We start from the raw sequence: 19,413 nt of genomic DNA, 5'->3' as shown, positions 1-19,413 counted from the left end.
CGATCCGGCGGAGGCTGACTGGTCGGCAAAGGGTGACACGGGGAACTAGGTTACGGTGACGGCGTGTTCAGACGGCGACTGAGGCTCTCTGCGGTGGCGGGCGCCTGCCTGTTGGTTGCTGCTTCGGCAGCGACTCTCGGGGCTCCGGCCGATGCCGCACCGGCCGACGATCCGACCGTCCAGGTCACGATCGACACGTTCGGCCCGGTCGCTCCGAAGCCCGGCCAGCCGGTGGTGATCAAGGGCCGGGTGACGAACACCAGCTCGGTGACGTTCAACGATCCGCAGGCGCTGGCCTGTATCGACCGCACCCGACTGGCGAGCACCGCCGCCGTGGAGGCGATCCCGACCGAGCAGAACACCCCGATGAACGACCGGGACAGCTGCACCAACCTCACCAACGACCCGCAGACCTTCAAGCCGTTCGAGCAGCCGCTGGCGCCGAAGCAGACAGTCGACTTCACGCTGGTGGTGCCGTGGAAGGAATGGCGGATCTCCGGCCAGACCGGCGTGTACGTCGTCGGCGTCACGTTCCGCGGCGAACCGCCGAACAGCGCCCGGATCATGGCCGGCCGCGCCCGCACGCTGATGCCGGTGGCCGGTGCGACACCGTTGGCCCGCACCGTCGACACTGCCCTGGTCATCCCGCTGCGGCACCGCCCGACCCAGCTCGGCGGCAAGAACTTCGCCAACGACTCCCTCGCCCAGGCGCTGACACCGACTGGCTCCCTCGGCCGCCTGCTCGCGCTCGGCAAGGAACGCAAGGTCACCTGGCTGGTCGACCCGGCGATGCTCGACGAGATCAAGCAGATGGCGAAGGGATACGTCATCGTCGGTCAGAACGGTCAGTCCACTCCGGGCGCCGGACAGTCCGACGCGACGGCATGGCTGAAGGACTTCGACGCCACTCGCGCCCACGGCAACCAGGTCGTCCTCCTTCCGTACGGCGACCCGGACGTGGCCGGCCTGATCGATTCGGGCGACCCGCTCAAGAATCTGGTCGCGCAGGCCCGCAAGACGACCCAGGGCTACGCCTTGAACGCGTCGTCCCCGACCGTGCCGGCGGCCTTCACGAACGGCTTGTGGCTCGAGGGAGGCGCCGCAGCAGGCCGCTACCTGGGCGCAGCCTCCGGCGGCTTCGCCGGCGCCAGTGACAGCGACCTGAACCTGGTCAGCAGCTCCTCATGGTCCGCCGCAACCCGGCCGGTGCTCACATCGACCCCGGTGTACGACGTGATGACGCCGGGCCCGGACACCTTGGTGCGGACCGTCATCGCGGACTCGTCGCTCACCAGCGGCGGACCGGACCAGGAGACCGCCTCCAGTCCGCTGCAGGTCCGGCAACGCTTCGCAGCCGAGACCGCGCTGATCGCCGCCAGCGGCAAGGGCCCAGCCGCGTCGGTAGTAGTGCTGCCGCCGCGCGGCTGGGACAACGACAGCGCCGCCACCGCGCAACTGGCTGCCAGCCTGTCGCTGCCGTGGATCAAGGCGACCGACGTCGCCACGGTCGTAGCGAGCAACCCGAGGCCGCAGGTCGCCAGATCACCGAAGGCGCCCGAGACCAACGGTGTACTCACCGAGGCGCAGCTGAGCAGCGTCCGGGACCTCGACGCCGCGACCAGCACGATGCAGAACCTGCTCGTCGACGAGAACGCCCTGCCGGAAGTGATGACGCACGCACTGCTGCGGTCCACGTCGTCCGGCTGGAACGGTTACCCGGAAGAGGCCCGGCACTTCACGGCGATCGAGCTCGGCTCGGCGAACCAGCAGCTCGGCAAGGTGCACCTGGTCAACGCCAGCGTCGACCGCGGTCTGCGCAAGGAGATCAAGGTCAATCTGGCCGGCAGCAAGGGCACGTTCCCGCTGACCATCACCAACGACACCGAGTGGTCGGTGCGGGTCGGCATCGAGGTCACCGCCGCCAACCGCTCCGATCTGAAGATCACGCCGCCGCAGACCGCCGTCCTCGGCCCGAAGCAGAAGTGGACGCCGCGGATCACCGCGAGCGCCGAACAGAACGGTCTGATCCGCGCCAACGCCCAGGTGGTCACCGCGGGCGGCCAGTCGGTCGGCAAGTCGCAGGAGCTGCTGATCCAGGCCAGCCAGTACGGCAGCGTCGGCTGGATCCTGGTCGGCGCCGCCTGCGCCCTGCTGTTCGGTACGTCGTTCGTCCGCATCTACCGCCGCATCCGGACCGAGCGCCGCAACCCCGCCCCCGCTGCCGAAGCCACCGAAGCCGCCGAAGCGACTGCCGAGCCCGCTGACACCCCTGATCCCGCCCACGATCGCCCCGAGGCGAACGGCGTACCCGAAGCTGCGGCTCCGGAGGCGTCAATGAAAGAAGGAGTCGGTTCGAAGGATGGCTGACCGCACCCTGCGATCCGCGGCGGTGATGGCAGCCGGAACGGTGCTGTCCCGCCTGCTCGGATTCATCCGGATCGCGCTGCTCGCCGCCGCGATCGGCACCGCGCTGCGCGGCGACATCTTCACCGCCGCGAACACGATTCCGAACAGCCTGTACATCCTGCTCGCCGGCGGGGTGTTCAACACCGTGCTGGTCCCGCAACTGGTCCGGGCGATCAAGAACCACGACGACGACGGTCAGGACTTCACCAACCGGGTGCTGACGTTCGGCTTCGTCGTCCTCGCCGTCGTCACGGTGGGCTGCGTGCTGCTGGCGCCGGCGATCGCGGAGCTGTACCTGCCGAAGGAGCTGCACGATCCGTCCCGGGTGACCGAGAAGGCGAACATGGTGATGTTCGTCCGGCTCTGCCTGCCGCAGATCTTCTTCTACGGCGCGTTCGTGCTGGTCGGTCAGGTGCTGAACGCGCGGCGCCGGTTCGGCCCGATGATGTGGGCGCCGATCGCGAACAACATCGTGGCGTGCGCCTCGATCGTCATCTTCCTGTTCGTCTACCGGGTCGGCGACACGCCTCCGACGTACAGCCACGGCGAGGAGCTGCTGCTCGGGCTTGGGCACACGCTCGGTATCGCCGTCCAGCTGCTGGTGCTGCTGCCGTATCTGAAGGCGAGCGGGCACACCTACCGGATGAAGTTCGGCCTGCGCGGTACCGGTCTGGGGCACACTGCCCGATTGGGCATCTGGACGGTTCTCTTCGTGGCCGTGAACCAGGTGACGCTCGTGGTGGTCACTCAGCTCGCGATCGCGGGTAGCGCGTCGGACGACCCGGGCGCGAAGGCCGGTCTGTTCGCGTACAGCACCGCGATGCTCATCATCCTGGTGCCGCACGGAATCGTCACGGTCTCGCTCGCGACGGCCGCGCTGCCGCAGATGTCGGCGCTGGCGGCCGAAGGCGACACCGCTGAGGTAGACCGGCTGTCGGCCCGGTCGATCCGGCAGACGCTGGCGATCGTCGTACCGGCCGCCGCCGCGATGATCGCGTTCGCGTACCCGATCGTCACGCTGATCGCCGGGTACGGCTCGGGTAAGAACAACCTGACACTGATGTCGTACACGCTGATGACGCTGGCGCTCGGCATCGTGCCGTTCACCGTGCAGTACTTCCAGCTGCGCACGTTCTACGCCTTCGAGGACACCCGGACGCCGTTCTTCCTGCAGTGCGTGATCGCGGCCACCAACATCGCCGCGGCCGTGATCGGAGTCCGCGTACTGCTTGACGCCGAGCACCTGCGGTTCAGCGGCGTGGTGCTCGGGGCGGCGTACGCGCTCGCCTATCTGGTCGCCGTGCTGATCTCCCGGCCGGTGCTGCGGCGGAAGGTGCCGCGCGTGCCCGGTGCGGGGATCGGACTCCCGCTGCTGGCGATGGTGATCGCGGCCGTGGCCGGCGCGGGGACGGCCCGGGTGGTGATCTGGGTGCTGAGCCTCGGAATCGAATGGTCCGGACCGCTCGGCGCGATCCTCGAACTGGCGATCGCGGCCCTCGTCATGCTCCCGGTGTACGCCGCAGTGTCGCGGGTACTCCGTATCCACGAAGTGAACGACGTGGTGTCCATGGTCACATCGAAGTTGCCTGTACGCCGCTGAACCGGAACGCTTGTGCCTTCGTGCACCACTTGTCTAGTCAGCGGTGGCACTAACATGGGGCCTGCGAAGGGCCGCTGGGGCATCGAGGAGGGCGAGAGACACCGTGTCGAACCAGACCGTGACCCCTGGTGCCCTGCTGGCCGGGCGGTACCGGATCGCCGAGCTGCTGGCAGAGATCGACGGTGCGCGGGTGTGGCGGGCCGTGGACGAGGTGCTCAGCCGCGCCGTCGTCGTCGACGTACTGCCGGTCGGTGACCCGCGGACGAACCTGCTGTTCGACGCCGCCCGCCGGGCCGCCGCCGCGAACGACCCGCGGTTCTTGCGGGTGCTCGACTGCGACATGCACGACGGCGTGACGTACTGCGTCCGCGAGTGGGCCGGCGGACGGTCCCTGGAGCGCATGCTCGGCACCGGGCCGCTGACCGGACAGCAGGCGGGCTGGCTGGCGCGGGAGGTCTCCGAAGCACTGGAGAACCTGCACCGCACCGGTTACGCGCACGGAGCGATCAGCCCGGCGACCGTGATCATCACCGACGCCGGCGCGATCAAGGTCGTCGGTGTCGCCACCGAGGCGGCGCTGCGCTCGTCCGGAGCGGGTTCTCCCGAGGAGGACGTCCACTCCCTGGGCGAGCTGCTGTTCGCGTCGCTGACCGGCCGCTGGCCCGGTCCGGCTCCGGCCTGGGGGCTCCAGCCCGCACCGGTCGAGCACGGCCGGCTGCTGAGCCCGCGCCAGGTGCGAGCCGGCGTACCGCGCTCGCTGGACGACATCAGCGACCGGCTGCTGGGCGACCCGCCACGGCACCACGCCCCGCCGATCACCAGCGCGGCCGGCCTGTCCGCCGCGCTGTCCGGAGTCGTCGGCAGCTCGCACGAGCCGCCGAACCAGATGGACGAGACCGTCCAGGTCGCCCGGCAGAACGGCAGCATCGACGACGCCACGCAGGTGGTGCCGCAGGCCGGGCCGCCCGCGCTCGACCCGACCCCGCAGCCGACGTACGACTCCGAGCCGAACGGGTACCGCCAGCCGCAGGCGGCGTACAACACCGCGGCCGAGACGCGTCCGGTCCGCCGCCAGCCTCCCCCGCCGTCGAACGGGAACGGCCGGCGCCGGCACGACGAGCCGAAGCCGAAGGGTTCCTGGGGCGGCCGGATCCTGATCCTGCTCGCGATCCTCGCGCTGCTGTCGGTGATCGCGATGGCGCAGTTCCTGCTCAAGGGCGCGATGAACAACGACCAGGACAACAACAGCGGCGGCGCGAAGAGCAGTGCCCCGCCGCAGACCAGCACGACGCCGTCGGCGACCAGCGGTCCGGCCAAGATCGTCGCCGCCAACGACTTCGACCCGGAGGCCGACGGCGGCAACGGCGAAGAGCACAGCGAGGACGTGCCGAACACCTACGACGGCAAGGCCAGCACGACCTGGCAGACGCAGACGTACCACAACAAGCCGAACCTGGGCGGCACGAAGCCCGGCGTGGGCATCGTCTACGACCTCGGCGCGAGTACTCCGATCGCGAGCGTGGCGGTCGCGCTGCAGGGTGACGACACGAGCATCCAGCTGATGGTCCCGAAGGGCGACACCACCAAGTCGCCGCCGTCGGTGAGCGGCTGGAAGGCAGTGGACACCAAGGAGGACCAGCCGGAGGGTACGGTCACCTTGACCCCCCAGTCGCCGACCACGTCGCGGTACGTCCTGGTGTACCTGACCAAGCTGCCGAAGGCCGACGGCGGATTCCGGGGCATCATCTCGGAGGTCTCAATCCAGAAATGACGGCCCACCTGGACTCGGGCGACCAGCCGCCCCGCCCGGACGTCCCGCGCATCGGCGCCGGCGAGCCGGTGGCTCAGGCTGCGCACGCCGGGCCGACGAGCTACGACCAGCTCGACGACCACGAGCTGCTGCGGATGCACGTGGCCGGCAACCCGGACTCGTTCGGGTTCCTGGTCAAGCGGCACCGGGACCGGATGTGGGCGGTCGCGATCCGCACCCTCGGTGAGCCCGAGGAGGCGGCCGACGCGCTGCAGGAGGCGTTCATCTCGGCGTTCCGGCGGGCCGACTCGTTCCGCGGCGACGCGAAGGTGACCACCTGGCTGCACCGGATCGTCGTCAACGCCTGCCTCGACCGGATCCGCCGCCGTCAGGTGCGGGCCGCCGACCCCCTGCCCGAGGACGAGGACCGCGCCGCCGAGCTGGCCGGGCCGTCCGAGGAGGACCCGGCCGAGGTCCGGGAGCGCCGGCTCGACGTACTCAATGCCTTGAAGCAGATCAACGAGGACCAGCGTGCCGCGCTGGTCCTGGTCGACATGGAGGGGTACTCGATCGAGGAGGCCGCCGCGATCCTCGACTGCGCCCCCGGCACGGTCAAGTCCCGCTGCGCCCGCGGCCGGGCCAAGCTGCTGCCGCTGCTGCGCCACTGGCAGACGACGCGGGCGTCCGACGTACCGGAGAAAACCGCCGCCGAAGCGGTGGGAACCGAATGAACGGGTACACCGTCGAAGCGAGGTCGCCTGCCTCTGGCGACCGGACTGCACCTGCCTTCGACCCGGAGCTTCCTATGATCACGCCGCGTACCTCCTGTGAGGAGGCGAGCCCCGATGACCGAATCCGGTCTGCCGACCAGTGAGCACCTCGAGCACCTGGACACGGACACGATCGCCGATCTGATCGAGAACCTGCTGCCTGCGCCCGAGGCACACCGCGCTCGTGAGCATGTGAAGGCGTGCCCCGAGTGTCAGCAGACGTACGACGCGCTCGTGAAGCTGTCCGAGGACCTGGCCGACGAGGGTCGCGCCGACATCCCGATGCCGACCGACGTCGCCGAGCACCTGGACGCCGTGATCGTGTCGGAGTCGGTGCTGCGGGCCTCGACGGTCGGGGTGCACTCGCTGGCCCAGATCCGCGAGGAGCCCCGCCGGCACCTGCCGAAGCTGCTCGGCGCGGCGGCCGGCGTCGTACTGATCGCCGCGATCGGCGTCGGCGTCGTGTTCGCCACCAGGGACAACGCCAACGAGGGCGCGGCCAGCACCGACCAGAACACCCCGCCCGCGGACGCGGTGACGATCACCACCAACGACCTCGGCCCGCAGATCCAGCAATGGCTCGAGCACACGCCGGGCGCGATCATGCACGGCACGGCGGCCGAGCAGGCCTGCGCGCGGACGTTCGCGTCCGGCCGGCCGAACCCGAACGTCCGGCTCGTCCAGCCCGCCAAGATCGACGGCAAGCGGGCCACGATTATCGGTCTGCAAGGTGGTTCGTCACGCGACATCCAGGTGTTCGCGGTCACCGGATGTAGCGAGCCCGGCGGAGTGGCAAGCCCGTTCTACGACACCACGGTGACACTGCGCAACCGATGATGGCCCACCGCCCCGGGGTGGGTACCGTGGGAATGGACGGCCTCTAGGATCCGTTGAGTACGACGTACCAATCTCGACTCCCCGAGGAACGCCTGAATGAGCGACTCCACAGTTCGCAACGTCATCATCGTCGGCTCCGGCCCGGCCGGTTACACGGCCGCCGTGTACGCCGCTCGCGCGGCGCTCGAGCCGTTGGTCTTCGAAGGCTCCGTCACCGCCGGTGGCGCGCTGATGAACACCACCGAGGTGGAGAACTTCCCCGGCTTCTCGCAGGGCATCATGGGCCCGGCCCTGATGGACGAGATGCGCACCCAGGCCGAGCGCTTCGGCGCCGAGCTGGTGCCGGACGACATCACCAAGGTCGACCTGACCGGCGACATCAAGGTGGTCACCGACTCGGCAGGCACCGAGCACCGGGCCAAGACCGTGATCCTGGCGATGGGTTCGGGCTACCGCAAGCTCGGCCTGTCCGACGAGGACCGGATGTCCGGCCACGGCGTGTCCTGGTGTGCGACCTGTGACGGCTTCTTCTTCCGCGACCACGAGATCGCGGTCGTCGGCGGTGGCGACTCCGCCGTCGAGGAGGCCACCTTCCTGACCAAGTTCGCCAAGAAGGTGCACCTGGTGCACCGCCGCGGCGAGCTGCGCGCGTCCAAGATCATGGCCGACCGTGCGTTCGCGAACGACAAGATCGAGTTCCAGTGGAACTCGGCCGTCGACAAGATCCACGGTGAGGACAAGCTGACCCACCTGACGCTGAAGGACACCGAGACCGGCGAGACCCGCGACCTGCCGGCCACCGGCCTGTTCATCGCGATCGGGCACGACCCGCGCTCGGAGCTGGTCAAGGGCCAGGTCGACCTGGACGACGAGGGTTACGTGCTGGTCAAGCAGGGCAGCACCGAGACCAACCTGCGCGGCGTGTTCGCCGCCGGTGACCTGGTCGACCACACCTACCGGCAGGCGATCACCGCGGCCGGCACCGGCTGTGCCGCCGCCCTGGACGCCGAGCGCTACCTGGCCACGCTGGAGGACGCGGAGCACGCGGCCGCCGGCACCGAGCCTGTCTCTGTCTGAACCTGACTCAAACCACTGAAGGAGATACGCCCATGGGCGAGAAGATGAACGCTGTCACCGACTCCGAGTTCGACCAGACCGTGCTGAAGAGCGACAAGCCGGTGCTGGTGGACTTCTGGGCCGAGTGGTGCGGCCCGTGTCGCCAGGTCTCGCCGATCCTGGAGGAGCTGGCGCAGGACCACAGCGACAAGATCACGTTCCTGAAGATGAACGTCGACGAGAACCCGGTCACCCCGAGCAACTACAAGGTCACCGGTATCCCTACGATCAACGTCTACGTGAACGGTGAGCTGGCCAAGTCCATCGTCGGCGCGAAGCCGAAGGCAGCGCTGCTGAAGGAGCTGGCAGACTTCACTGCCTGATCTACCCAGGACCCCCGTCCGCCACGGCAAGGAGCAGTTGCATGGCAGTGTCACCGTCTGGCCCGCACGGCGTGTACCGGATCGGCGACAGCGGTGAGGCAGTCGCCGAGATCGTCGGCAAGCTCCAGCGGCTCGGGCTGCTGGCCGGCGGTCACGACGTCTACGACGAGGCGACCGCGCACGCTGTCCGGGGGTTCCAGCAGCAACGCGGGCTGATGATCGACGGGATCGTCGGCCCGCAGACGTACCGAGCGATCGACGACGCACGTTGGCGGCTGGGCGACCGGCTGCTGACGTACGTCCCGTCGCATCCGTTGTCCGGTGACGACGTACTGGCGCTGCAGGCGAAACTGCAGGAGCTCGGGTTCGCGGTCGCCCGGATCGACGGGATCTTCGGCGCCGACACCCAGCGCGCCGTGACCGATTTCCAGCGGAACATGGGGCTTCCCGGCGACGGGACCTGTGGACCGTCGACGTTCAAGGCCCTGCAGCGGATCCGCCCGATGGCGACCGGCGGCCGGCCCGACGCGCTGCGGGCGCGCGAGGCCGTTCGCGCCGCGGGACCGCGGCTCTCCGGCAAGACCGTGGTGATCGACCCGGGCCATGGTGGCTTCGACTACGGCTGGGAGGGCTACGGCCTGCGCGAGTCCGACATCGCGTACGACCTGGCTGCCCGGATCGAGGGCCGGCTCGGCGCCACCGGCGTACGGGCGTATCTGTCGCGGGGACGCGACCAGGGCCCGGACGAGTTGGCGCGGGCCGCGTTCGCGAACGAGACCGACGCGAACCTGTGCGTCTCGCTGCATGCCGACGGGTCGATGAACCCCGACGCGCAGGGCGTCGCGACGTACTACTACGGCAACGACCTGCACGGCGCCTCGTCGAGCGTCGGTGAGCAGTTCGCCGGCCTGGTCCAGCGGGAGATCGTCGCGCGGACCGATCTGCTGAACTGCCGCACCCACGCGAAGACCTGGGACCTGCTGCGGCGGACGAAGATGCCCGCGGTCCGGCTCGAGATCGGGTACGTGACGAACCCGCACGACTCCGCCCGGCTGGCCGACCCGGCCTTCCGCGATGTCATCGCGGAGGCGATCGTGGTCGCGATCCAGCGCGTGTACCTGCCGCCGGAGCAGGACGCCGCCACCGGCATGCTGCGCTTCGGGCAACTGACCGTCTGAGCCGGCGTCGATTTCTGCCTGAGCCGTTCGTCAGCTGATTGAGCATCAGTTGACCTAGGAGGGGCTCATGGCACATCCAGTCGTCCACGCCGAGATCCGATCGGCGGATCCGGACCAGACCCGGCAGTTCTTCGCGGAGCTGTTCGGGTGGAAGGTCGCGTCCGAGGGCGCGTTCCCGGGCTACACGTTCATCGACACCGGTACGCCGGACGGCACGTACGTCGCGATCGGTCCGCGGCAGAGCAGGTCCCCGGCACAAGCTTCGGCGTCTTCGCCGATGCACAAGGTCACAAGATCGGCGTGGCCGCCAACGGCTGAGGTCAGTCCTTCTCGAGAGCGATCCTCGGCAGCACCCGGTCGAGCCAACGCGGCAGCCACCAGGCACGGTTGCCCATCAGGCGCAGTACGGCGGGAACGATGATGCAGCGGATCAGGAGGGCGTCGAGAAGGACGGCGGTCGCCAGGCCGAGACCGAACTGCTTCAGCATCCGGTCCGGGCTCAGCAGGAACGCGCCGAACACCACGATCATGATCGCGGCCGCCGCCGTGATCACACTGCCCGTGGTCGCCAGTCCCTCGCGAACGGCGGCCCGGGCATCCTGCGTACGCCGCCACTCCTCGTGGATCCGCGACACCAGGAACACCTCGTAGTCCATCGACAACCCGAACACGATCGCGAAGATCATCACCGGGACGAACGCCTCGATCGGCCCTGCCTGCGCGCCGAGCCAGCCCTGCTGGAACACGAGCGTGATCACCCCGAGCGAGGCGCCGATGCTCAGCAGGTTGAGTACGGCGGCCTTCAACGGGATCAGCACCGACCGGAACACGGCCATCAGCAGCAGCGCCGACAACCCGACCACGACCAGCACGAAGATCGGCAGCCGCTTGCTCACCGCTCCGGCGAAGTCGTCCGCCGCCGCGGTCGCTCCCCCGACCAGGTACGTCGCTTTCGTCTGCGACTCGAGCTTCGGCAACGTGTCGTCGCGCAGTCGCTGCACGAGGTCGCTCGTCGCCGCGTCCTGCGGCGCCGACTTCGGGAACGCCAGTACGGTCGCGACCTTGCCGTCCGGCGTGAGCTGCGGCGGCGTCACCGCCGCGATGCCGGGATCCGCCGCCAACGTCTGGCCCAGCACCTGGGCCGCGGCCTGATCGCCCTCCGACACCACGACGAGCGGGCCGTTGAACCCGGGGCCGAATCCGTCGGCGAGCAGGTCGTACGCCTTCCGGCTCGTCTTCGCCGGATCGTCCGTCCCGGCGTCGGCGAACCCGAGCCGCATGTTCAACGCCGGCAGTGACAGCGCCACCAGCGCGACGGCCCCGAGCAGCAACGGCACCCACGGACCGCGCTGCACCATGGCGGCCAGCTTCCGCCAGCCCTGACCCGGCGTACGGCGCTGTTTGGCGGCATGCTTGCGGACACTTCGCTCGATCCGCTTCCCGAACAACGTCAGCAACGCCGGCAGCAATGTCACCGCGGCGAGCATCGTCATCAACACGGTCAAGGTGACACCGAGTGCGACGCCTTGCAGCGAGCCCAGTCCGAGCGCCAGCAGCCCGAGCAGCGCAATCACAACAGTGCATCCTGCGAACAGCACCGAACGACCCGCGGTGTCGAGGGCAACGATCGCCGCCTTCTCGCGATCCGCCCCGTCCTTCAGCAGCTCATGGCGATAGCGCGAGAAGATCAGCAACGCGTAGTCGATGCCGACCCCCAGTCCGACCAGCATCATCACCGGCGTCGTGTACTCCGGCACCGTGAACAGATGCGACGCGAGCATCAGCAATCCGACCGTGCTGCCGACCGCGAACACCGCGGTCAACAACGGAAGTGTTGCCGCTAGCGACGATCCGAAGAGGAACACCAGGATCACCAGCGCGGCCAGGATGCCCGCGCCCTCGGACGCGCCGCCCGCACTGTCCGCGGCGTTCCGCGCCAGGTCCCCGCCGACCTCGACCTGGAACCCCGGTCGTGCGAAGTCCTGCGCCCGCTGGATGATCGTCCGCACGTCCTCGACCGGCATGTCGGTCTGCGCGACATCCAGGCCGACGGTCGAATAGGCGGTACGTCGATCTGTCGACATACTGCCCGGCGCGGTGAACGGATCGGCGACTGAGGCGACGTGCGGCAGGGTCCGGACCACCGCGAGCATCGACGCGACCCGGCTCTTCTCGGCGTCGAGCCCGCCGTCGGCCTGCACGACGAGCTGCACCGACGCCGTGTCACCCTTCGGCTGGTGCGCCTGGAAGATGTCGGTCACCCGCTGCGAGTCCGTGCCGGGGAGCGAGTTGTCGTTCTTGTAGTTCGCGCCCACGACGGTCGAGCCGGCGGTGATGGCGACCAGCGCGACCACCCACAGCAGCAGCGCCAGACCGGCGTGCCGCATGGCCCAGCCGGAGACGCGATGGAGCAGGCCCGGCGGTTGCGTGCCGGGCGGTCGTCGTACGGGGGTGTCCACGGTCATCGCCGGGGCCTCCTCACTGCTTAATGCGTAGATTGGCTACATGTTGCCTCTCGACACTAACAGATATATGAGTAGACTGGCTACATGAAGGCGGATGCGCTGCGTGGGCACCTCGACCCGATGATCCTGGCGGTCGTCGAGCACGAGCCGCTGCACGGTTACGCGATCATGGAGGCGCTGCTCGAGCGCAGCGGCGGCGAGCTCGACCTGCCGACCGGCACGCTCTATCCGGCGCTGCGGCGGCTGGAGCGGGCCGGTTACCTGGCCAGCGAGTGGAGCACGGTCGGCGGGCGCAAACGCCGGACCTACCAGCTCACCAGCGCCGGTTCGAAGATGCTTGCCTCGGGCAAGCAGGAGTGGCTGACGTTCCGCGCCGTGGTGGAAGGGGTGCTACGCCCGGGCCAGGCGTAGCCCGCGTGCTGCCTGCACGCTGACGAGCGCGAGCGGCAGCACGACGAACGTCCCGACGACGCCGTACGCCGGGATGCCCGGCGTCTGCGCGCTGGTCGCGGTCATGGCGATGCCGATCCCGGCGATCAGCGCGGAGCCGGCCAGCGTGAAGAGTGCGGTAACCCGGCTCACGTGCTCCCGGACGCGCGGGAACCGCTGCCCGATGCCGGTGGCGAGCACGGCGAGCACCGCGCCGGCGATCACCACGCCGCCGACGTCGCGGACCACGATCTGGAGCAGATCGTTCAACGCGGTCGAGTCGTTCTGGTCCTGGGTCCACACCCAGGCACCGCCCCGCCAGACGATCGGCTGGATCATCAGCGCGAACAACAGCATCATCGCCGTCCGCCGGCTCTGACTGATCGCCAGCTCGGACCGGTATCCCGGTGCGACCTCCTCGATCGCGCCGAAGTCGGCGACCGCGTGCTTCTCCGCGTCGTACCGGTCGAAACCGTCGGCCTCGAAGGCCTCGGTCGCGTCGGTCAGGTGGTCGCGGGCCTCGGCCAGCAGATCCGCCTTCCGGCTCCGTGGTCCCCGGAGCTGCTTGCTCAGCGCGGCCAGGTAGTCGTCGATGGGCACCCTCCCAGTATGGGGAGGCTTCGTCCGGCTCACGTCCGGGGTCCCACTGACTCACCCCTGACCTTGGCCTTCCGGCGATGCTGGATGACGAAGAATCCGGCGTACCCGATCAGCACCAGCGCGAACCCGATCCGCTCCGCCCAGGGCGTCTGCCCCTCGGGCCAGAGGTGCCCCTCGAGGTAGTGGTGAATGTAGCCGGCCTGGTAGACGTTCTCGCCACCCAGCCGGCGGAAGTACTTCTCGGTCGCCGTCACCGGGCATCCGAAGTCGACCAGGACGATGACGACGTTCCACACCACGATGGCGAGGTGGAACCAGATCAGCTTGGGCCAGCGCCAGGCGAGGAAACTGCCCACCACGAAGAACAGCAACAGGGCGCCGTGCACGACCATCACCACATCGGCCAGCACGCGCCAGATCATTCGGGACCTAACCTCAACGCGTCGCGGACGGTCACCGGCCCGGACGGCGAGTGCTCCGGGCGGATCGCGCCCATCAGGCGCTCGACGGCGGCCTCCATCTCGCTGCGCCAGGTGATCGCCGAGCGCAGGTCGAGCCGTAGCCGCGGATTGCGCGGATGCTCCCGGACGACCCCGAAGCCGACCGCGCGGAGGAACTCGGTCGGCCAGACGCAGCCCGGTCCGTTCCACCGCGAGTCGCCGAACGCCTCGACCGCCCGGAACCCGCGCTTCAGCACGTCCTTCGCGACCGCCTGGACGAGGATCTTGCCCAGCCCGAGCCCCAGGTACCGCGGCTGGATCCGGCCGGTCGCGAGTACGACGGCGTCCGGGCTGACCGGAGCGGTCGGAAACGCCTGGATCCGGGGCAGGTACGTCGCCGGCCCGTAGAGCGCGAACCCGGCCGGATCGTCGTCGACGTACAGCACGACGCCCGCGGGGCCCCAGTCCAGCAGGAGCTGGGAGAGCCAGGCTTCCTTCTCCAGCGCGGTGTCGCCGTTGCGGTCGGCCTGGCGCGCCGCGACCGGGTCGAGCTCCCAGAACACGCAGTCACGGCACGGAACCGGTAACTCGTCGAGGTTGGCGAGTGTCAGCGGTTCGAGCCGTCGGGCCATCAGCGCGTCCGGTCAGCGGTGCCGGGTCGATCGTCGCCTGTTAGCTTCGTCACGATGCGTGTCATCGCGTAGCGGGTTCGGTCGCCGGTTCCGGCACCGGTGCCGGCGTCCGCGCGTCCGTCGTGCGAGTCGCCTCGGGGGCGACGTACCGCTGCTGCACCTTGGCGGCGGGTTGCCGCCGGAACAGCTCGGCCGCGAAACCGGCCAGCACGCCCAGCACCAGTCCGCCGAGGGTCCAGCCGGCTGTCTTGCCCACGCTCATCCCGAATCCTGCCTTCCGCAGTCCACCTCCCAGGCCGCACCGCACCGCCCGGCTGTCTCAGCAGCCAGATCACGGCATGGTCGAACCTGCCCCTATAAGGCATGGTAGTGAGAGGTCGCGCCGATCCACAGCCCGGACTCGGGTCTCTCGACGTAACCTGGTGACTTCCCCCTCGATCACCGTTGGAGTGGCCCTCGTGAGTGCTGACGTGCCTGATGTCCGGCAGACCCGCCTCGACAACTACGTCGAGGCGTACGCAGCCCGGACCAAGGGCATGACCGCATCCGAGATCCGCGCACTGTTCTCCGTTGCCAGCCGCCCCGAAGTGGTCTCCCTCGCCGGCGGGATGCCGAACATCGGCGGCCTGCCGCTCGACGTGGTCGGCGGCGCGGTCCGCGACCTGGTGATCGACAACGGCGCAGTCGCGATGCAGTACGGCTCCGGCCAGGGCGATCCGACGCTGCGCGACCAGATCTGCGACATCATGCGGCTCGAGGGCATCGAGGCGCACCCGGACGACGTCGTGGTCACGGTCGGCAGCCAGCAGGCCGTCGACCTGGTGACGCGGGTGTTCTGCGATCCGGGCGACGTGGTGATCTGCGAAGCACCGTCGTACGTCGGTGCGCTCGGGGTGTTCCGGGCGTACCAGTGCGAGGTCGTGCACGTCGCCATGGACGACGACGGTGTCGTGCCGGAGGCGCTGGAGCAAGCGATCGCCTCGGTGCGCGCGGCCGGCAAACGCATCAAGTTCTTCTACACGATCCCGAACTTCCACAACCCCGCCGGGGTTTCGCTGTCGGACGAGCGCCGGTCGCGGGTGCTCGAGATCTGTCAGCGGGCCAATCTGCTGGTGCTGGAGGACAACCCGTACGGGTTGCTCGGCTTCGAGGGTGAGCCGCAGCGCGCGCTGCGGGCCGACGATCGCGAAGGTGTGATCTACCTCGGGTCGTTCTCCAAGACTTTTGCACCCGGGTTCCGGGTGGGTTGGGCGGTCGCGCCGCACGCGGTGCGGGAGAAACTCGTGCTGGCACAGGAGTCCGCGACGCTGTGTCCCCCGACGTTCAGCCAGCTCGCCATCTCGTCGTACCTGGTCCGGCACGACTGGATGGGCCAGGTGAAGCAGTTCCGCGAGATGTACCGCGAACGCCGGGACGCGATGCTCGCGGCGCTGACCGAAAAGATGCCTGCAGCAACGACCTGGACGCGGCCGCGCGGCGGGTTCTACGTCTGGCTGACGTTGCCGGAAGGCCTGGACGCGAAGGCGATGCTGCCGCGAGCGGTCACCGCGCGGGTGGCGTACGTCCCCGGGACGGCCTTCTTCGCCGACGGTTTCGGCTCCCAGTGCATGCGGCTGTCGTACTGCCATCCGACGCCGGAGCGGATCACCGAGGGTGTCGGCCGGCTCGCCGCGGTGATCCACGAGGAGCTCGAGCTTCGCGAGACGTTCGGCCCGCTGCCGCCTGGTGCGGGACGTGACTACGACGCTCCGGGACCGGAGCTGAGTTAGACCAGCTGCTCCGACGAGCGCAAAGGTTGCGCAATGGATCTACGGGTGGCCGTGGGTCGCTGACGCGCTAGCGGTACCGTTCCAATGGGCCTCGGGACCGGCGCCCGTGCCGGAGTCGCCCACGAGTGATCGGGATATTTGTGATGAGTGATCTGGGTCGAGTGCTAGTTCTGGCCGGCGGGCTGTCGCACGAGCGGGACGTCTCGCTGCGGTCCGGCCGGCGGGTGGCGGACGCCCTGCGCAGCGTCGGCGTAGAGGTCGAGCAGCGCGACGTCGACGCGTCCCTGGTCGATCGGTTGCGCAACGATCCACCCGACGCGGTCTTCCCCGTCCTGCACGGCGTCACCGGCGAGGACGGCGCGCTCCGCCAGGTCCTTGACCTGTACAGCGTCCCGTACGTCGGTGCCGACGCGGCCGCCTGCCGCACGGCCTTCGACAAGCCCGTGGCCTCGACGATGGTCGGAGCGGCCGGGCTGCGCACGCCGGCCTCGGTCGTGCTCGGGCACGACACGTTCCGCGAGCTGGGCGCGGCGTCGTTGATGGAGTCGGTGATCCACCAGATCGGGCTGCCGCTTGTCGTGAAGCCGGCCCGCGGCGGTTCCGCGCTGGGCGCCTCGATCGTCCGGTCGGCCGAGGAGCTGCCGGCGGCGATGGTGAACTGCTACGCCTACGGTCCGGTGGCGCTGATCGAGCAGTACGTCGACGGCACCGAGGTCGCCGTGACCGTGGTCGACACCGGCGACGGGCCGCGAGCGCTGCCTGCGGTGGAGATCCGGCCGGACTCGGGCTTCTACGACTACGAGGCCCGGTACACGGCGGGCGCGACCCAGTTCGTCGTACCTGCGCGGCTCGAGCCGGAGGTCGCAGGAGCGTGTGCTGCGGCAGCCGTTCAGGCACACCAGGCGTTGGGGCTGCGAGACCTGTCGCGGTCGGATCTCGTGGTGGACGCGGCCGGCGTGCCGTGGTTCCTCGAGGTGAACGTGGCGCCGGGGATGACGGAGACGTCGCTGGTCCCGCTCGCGGCCGAGGCCGCCGGGATCGAGCTCGGTGTGCTCTGCCGTGACCTGCTCGCGGCAGCTGCTGCTCGCTGACGGTCGCGATGCCCGACGTACCTCGGCCGCTGTGGCGGACCGTCCTGACACCGCGATGGTCCGGGCTGCTGTTGCTGGCCTTGGCTATTGCGGCGGCGATGTCGGTGATGGGCGTGTGGCAGTTGGGCGTGTACCGGTCCAAGACTGCTGACGCGACGGCGCATCGTGCTCAGGCTGCCCCGGTGCCTTTGCAGTCGCTGTTCTCGATCGACGAGGGGCTGCCGTCGAAGGCGGTCAGCCGGCGGGTGACAGTGGACGGGACCTGGGGACCGGCCGCGGATCAGGTGTTCATCGCTGATCGCTCGCAGGATTCGCGGGTCGGCTTCTGGGTGGTGTCGCCGCTGAAGCTCTCGTCGTCGGACGCCGTGATGGTGGTTCGCGGCTGGGTACCGACCGTCGGAGATGCCGCTGCGAAGGCCCCCAGCGGCCCTGTGCAGCTGACCGGGACCGTGATCGCGTCCGAGGCAGAGGACTCCTCGGACGACGCCGCCAAGGGCCGCGTGCTGTCGTCGCTGCGGATCCCGACGATCGTCCACCTCGTCGACTACCGGGTGTACGACGCTTTCGTGGTCCAGGCGTCCGTGTCCGGCAGCGTGCCGTCGCCCGCGCCGGCCGTCGTACAGCCGCCTCCGCCGCCGACCGATCACGCCGGGCTGCGGAACATCGCGTATGCCTTCCAGTGGTGGATCTTCGCGGCCTTCACGCTGTGGATGTGGGCGAAGATGGTGCTGGACGCCAACCGTGGTGTCGACGAGCCCGATCCGGACGAGGACCGCCCCGGAGAGCGTGTGGAGCCAAGCGGTACCGTTTCAGCGTGACCTCTCCTGCCGACCCCGCCACCTCCGCCGGCTCGCAGCCGTTGACCCCGGCCGTCCGCGGCGCGCTGATGCGCTACCGCGTGATCGCGTACGTCGTCGGCGTGATGCTCCTGCTGCTGGTGTTCCTCGCGATGCCGCTCAAGTACTTCGCGGACAGCCCCGGCGCGATGGACGTGATCGGCCCGACGCACGGGTTCCTGTACATGGTCTACCTGCTGCTGACCTTCGACCTGTTCCGCCGGGTTCGTTGGTCGTTCCCGCGACTGGTGATGATGGCGCTGGCCGGCACGATCCCGTTCCTGTCGTTCTACGCCGAGCGCAAGACCTCGCACGAACTGCTCGGTCGCTAATCCCGTTGTGCCGCAGGGGTTTCGGCCCCTAGCTTCGGGTCCGTGCTGCATGACATCACGGAGTCGAACCGCGCGAGCTGGAACCAGATCCACACTGCGCGCCCAGGGCAACCACCGTCGTACTTCGCGGACGGCGGCTCGACGCTGTCCGCCGAGGAGCTCTCGGCCGCGGGCGAGGTCCGCGGCCGCCGCGTCCTCCAACTGGCGTGCTCCTGCGGGGACGAGGCCCTCTCCTGGGCTCAGCTAGGCGCCGAGGTCACCGGCGTCGATATCTCTGAAGTCGCCCTGGAGATGGCTCGCTCGAAGTCCGTAGCCACCGGCATCACGGTCGACTTCCGCCGCGCCGACATGCTCGACCTCCCGGCCGACCTCTCCGGCTTCGACCTGATCTACATGAGCTGGGGAGCGATCTGCTGGGTCCCCGATCTGACCGTCTTCGCCACTCTGGTCGTGTCACGGCTTGCACCGGGCGGTTCGATCCTGGTGGCCGACCATCATCCGGTCTGGGAGGTCCTCGCCGTAGCCGGCCAGAACCAACTGACCGTCACGGCCGACTACTTCTCTCGCTCCACGGCGCGCGCCACCATCGAGAACACGAAGCTCCCCACCGGCGCCCGCGACAATCCGGATGCGCCGGCCTTCACGGCTTTCATCTGGCCCTCGAGTGACATCATCACCGCTCTACTGGCGGCCGGGCTCACACTGACCACGTTCCAGGAGTTCCCGAACCCGGAGATGTACGCCGGTCTCGGTCCGGCCGCGAGCCTGCTGCCCGCGACCTATCTCGTCAAAGCCACCCGCGATGTTTCACATGAAACATCGCCCGCAAGTCAGTAAGT

The 19,413-nt window shown here is 69.2% G+C and carries 19 protein-coding genes; 14 read left to right on the top strand and 5 right to left on the bottom strand.

The window, feature by feature from the left end; genetic code table 11:
• Positions 1-63: 63 nt before the first annotated feature.
• From ABT313_RS18380 to ABT313_RS18345, 8 genes are all read left to right on the top strand, one after another.
• The gene (locus ABT313_RS18380; protein ID WP_350854627.1) at positions 64-2,367 is read left to right on the top strand and encodes a hypothetical protein; all 2,304 of its coding nucleotides are present in this window, start codon (positions 64-66) and stop codon (positions 2,365-2,367) included.
• Complete coding sequence (murJ, locus tag ABT313_RS18375) at positions 2,360-4,006, top strand: murein biosynthesis integral membrane protein MurJ (RefSeq protein ID WP_350854624.1); 1,647 nt, start codon at positions 2,360-2,362, stop codon at positions 4,004-4,006. Before ABT313_RS18380 ends, murJ begins: the two co-directional genes overlap by 8 nt.
• A 103-nt stretch (positions 4,007-4,109) precedes the next feature.
• Positions 4,110-5,777, top strand: coding sequence for a protein kinase family protein (locus ABT313_RS18370; protein ID WP_350854621.1), 1,668 nt, complete (start codon positions 4,110-4,112; stop codon positions 5,775-5,777).
• Positions 5,774-6,487, top strand: coding sequence for an RNA polymerase sigma factor SigM (sigM, locus tag ABT313_RS18365; RefSeq protein WP_350854619.1), 714 nt, complete (start codon positions 5,774-5,776; stop codon positions 6,485-6,487). Before ABT313_RS18370 ends, sigM begins: the two co-directional genes overlap by 4 nt.
• A gap of 114 nt (positions 6,488-6,601) precedes the next feature.
• Entirely contained in the window at positions 6,602-7,363 is a 762-nt protein-coding gene (locus tag ABT313_RS18360; protein WP_350854616.1) for a hypothetical protein, read from the top strand.
• Between the two features lie 96 nt (positions 7,364-7,459).
• Positions 7,460-8,440 (top strand): thioredoxin-disulfide reductase, encoded by a 981-nt coding sequence (gene trxB / locus ABT313_RS18355; protein WP_350854613.1) that lies wholly within the window; start codon positions 7,460-7,462, stop codon positions 8,438-8,440.
• 32 nt (positions 8,441-8,472) lie between these two features.
• Complete coding sequence (gene trxA, locus ABT313_RS18350) at positions 8,473-8,802, top strand: thioredoxin (protein ID WP_350854611.1); 330 nt, start codon at positions 8,473-8,475, stop codon at positions 8,800-8,802.
• A gap of 41 nt (positions 8,803-8,843) precedes the next feature.
• Complete coding sequence (locus tag ABT313_RS18345) at positions 8,844-9,980, top strand: N-acetylmuramoyl-L-alanine amidase (RefSeq protein ID WP_350854608.1); 1,137 nt, start codon at positions 8,844-8,846, stop codon at positions 9,978-9,980.
• Positions 9,981-10,300: 320 nt separating this feature from the next.
• Here ABT313_RS18345 and ABT313_RS18340 read toward each other — a convergent pair whose 3' ends face one another.
• On the bottom strand, positions 10,301-12,445 hold the full coding sequence (locus tag ABT313_RS18340; RefSeq protein WP_350854606.1) for an MMPL family transporter: 2,145 nt from the start codon (positions 12,443-12,445) through the stop codon (positions 10,301-10,303).
• An 84-nt stretch (positions 12,446-12,529) separates the two neighbouring features.
• Between ABT313_RS18340 and ABT313_RS18335 the strand changes: the two genes are divergently transcribed.
• On the top strand, positions 12,530-12,856 hold the full coding sequence (locus ABT313_RS18335; RefSeq protein ID WP_350854603.1) for a PadR family transcriptional regulator: 327 nt from the start codon (positions 12,530-12,532) through the stop codon (positions 12,854-12,856).
• On the opposite strand, the gene ABT313_RS18330 is transcribed toward ABT313_RS18335, so the two are convergent.
• The 4 genes from ABT313_RS18330 to ABT313_RS18315 all read right to left on the bottom strand — a co-directional run bounded on the left by ABT313_RS18330 (position 12,836) and on the right by ABT313_RS18315 (position 14,808).
• Entirely contained in the window at positions 12,836-13,474 is a 639-nt protein-coding gene (locus ABT313_RS18330; RefSeq protein ID WP_350854600.1) for a permease prefix domain 1-containing protein, read from the bottom strand. The two genes, ABT313_RS18335 and ABT313_RS18330, sit on opposite strands and share 21 nt — an antisense overlap.
• 29 nt (positions 13,475-13,503) lie before the next feature.
• On the bottom strand, positions 13,504-13,896 hold the full coding sequence (locus tag ABT313_RS18325; protein WP_350854597.1) for a DUF2784 domain-containing protein: 393 nt from the start codon (positions 13,894-13,896) through the stop codon (positions 13,504-13,506).
• Positions 13,893-14,546, bottom strand: coding sequence for a GNAT family N-acetyltransferase (locus ABT313_RS18320; RefSeq protein ID WP_350854595.1), 654 nt, complete (start codon positions 14,544-14,546; stop codon positions 13,893-13,895). Before ABT313_RS18320 ends, ABT313_RS18325 begins: the two co-directional genes overlap by 4 nt.
• A 61-nt stretch (positions 14,547-14,607) precedes the next feature.
• A complete protein-coding gene (locus tag ABT313_RS18315) occupies positions 14,608-14,808 on the bottom strand; it encodes a hypothetical protein (protein WP_137255913.1) in 201 nt (66 codons plus the stop codon).
• 196 nt (positions 14,809-15,004) lie between these two features.
• On the opposite strand from ABT313_RS18315, the gene ABT313_RS18310 reads away from it, so the two are divergent.
• The 5 genes from ABT313_RS18310 (at position 15,005) to ABT313_RS18290 (ending at position 19,411) form a co-directional block, all read left to right on the top strand.
• Positions 15,005-16,315 carry an aminotransferase-like domain-containing protein gene (locus ABT313_RS18310; protein ID WP_350854591.1) on the top strand — a complete coding sequence of 437 codons (1,311 nt, stop codon included), beginning with the start codon at positions 15,005-15,007 and terminating at the stop codon, positions 16,313-16,315.
• Positions 16,316-16,458: 143 nt separating this feature from the next.
• Positions 16,459-17,406: a D-alanine--D-alanine ligase family protein gene (locus ABT313_RS18305; RefSeq protein ID WP_350854588.1), complete on the top strand. Its 948-nt coding sequence runs from the start codon at positions 16,459-16,461 to the stop codon at positions 17,404-17,406.
• An 8-nt stretch (positions 17,407-17,414) separates the two neighbouring features.
• Positions 17,415-18,224: an SURF1 family protein gene (locus tag ABT313_RS18300; RefSeq protein ID WP_350854585.1), complete on the top strand. Its 810-nt coding sequence runs from the start codon at positions 17,415-17,417 to the stop codon at positions 18,222-18,224.
• Positions 18,221-18,574 carry a DUF3817 domain-containing protein gene (locus tag ABT313_RS18295; RefSeq protein WP_238160120.1) on the top strand — a complete coding sequence of 118 codons (354 nt, stop codon included), beginning with the start codon at positions 18,221-18,223 and terminating at the stop codon, positions 18,572-18,574. The genes ABT313_RS18300 and ABT313_RS18295 overlap by 4 nt, the downstream gene beginning before the upstream one ends.
• 42 nt (positions 18,575-18,616) lie before the next feature.
• Positions 18,617-19,411, top strand: a complete 795-nt coding sequence (locus tag ABT313_RS18290; protein WP_350854581.1) for a class I SAM-dependent methyltransferase — start codon at positions 18,617-18,619, stop codon at positions 19,409-19,411.
• Positions 19,412-19,413 lie beyond the last annotated feature (2 nt).

This window comes from Kribbella sp. NPDC000426 (assembly GCF_040300265.1).
Lineage (GTDB): Bacteria > Actinomycetota > Actinomycetes > Propionibacteriales > Kribbellaceae > Kribbella.
This window is presented reverse-complemented; position numbering and strand designations above follow the sequence as displayed.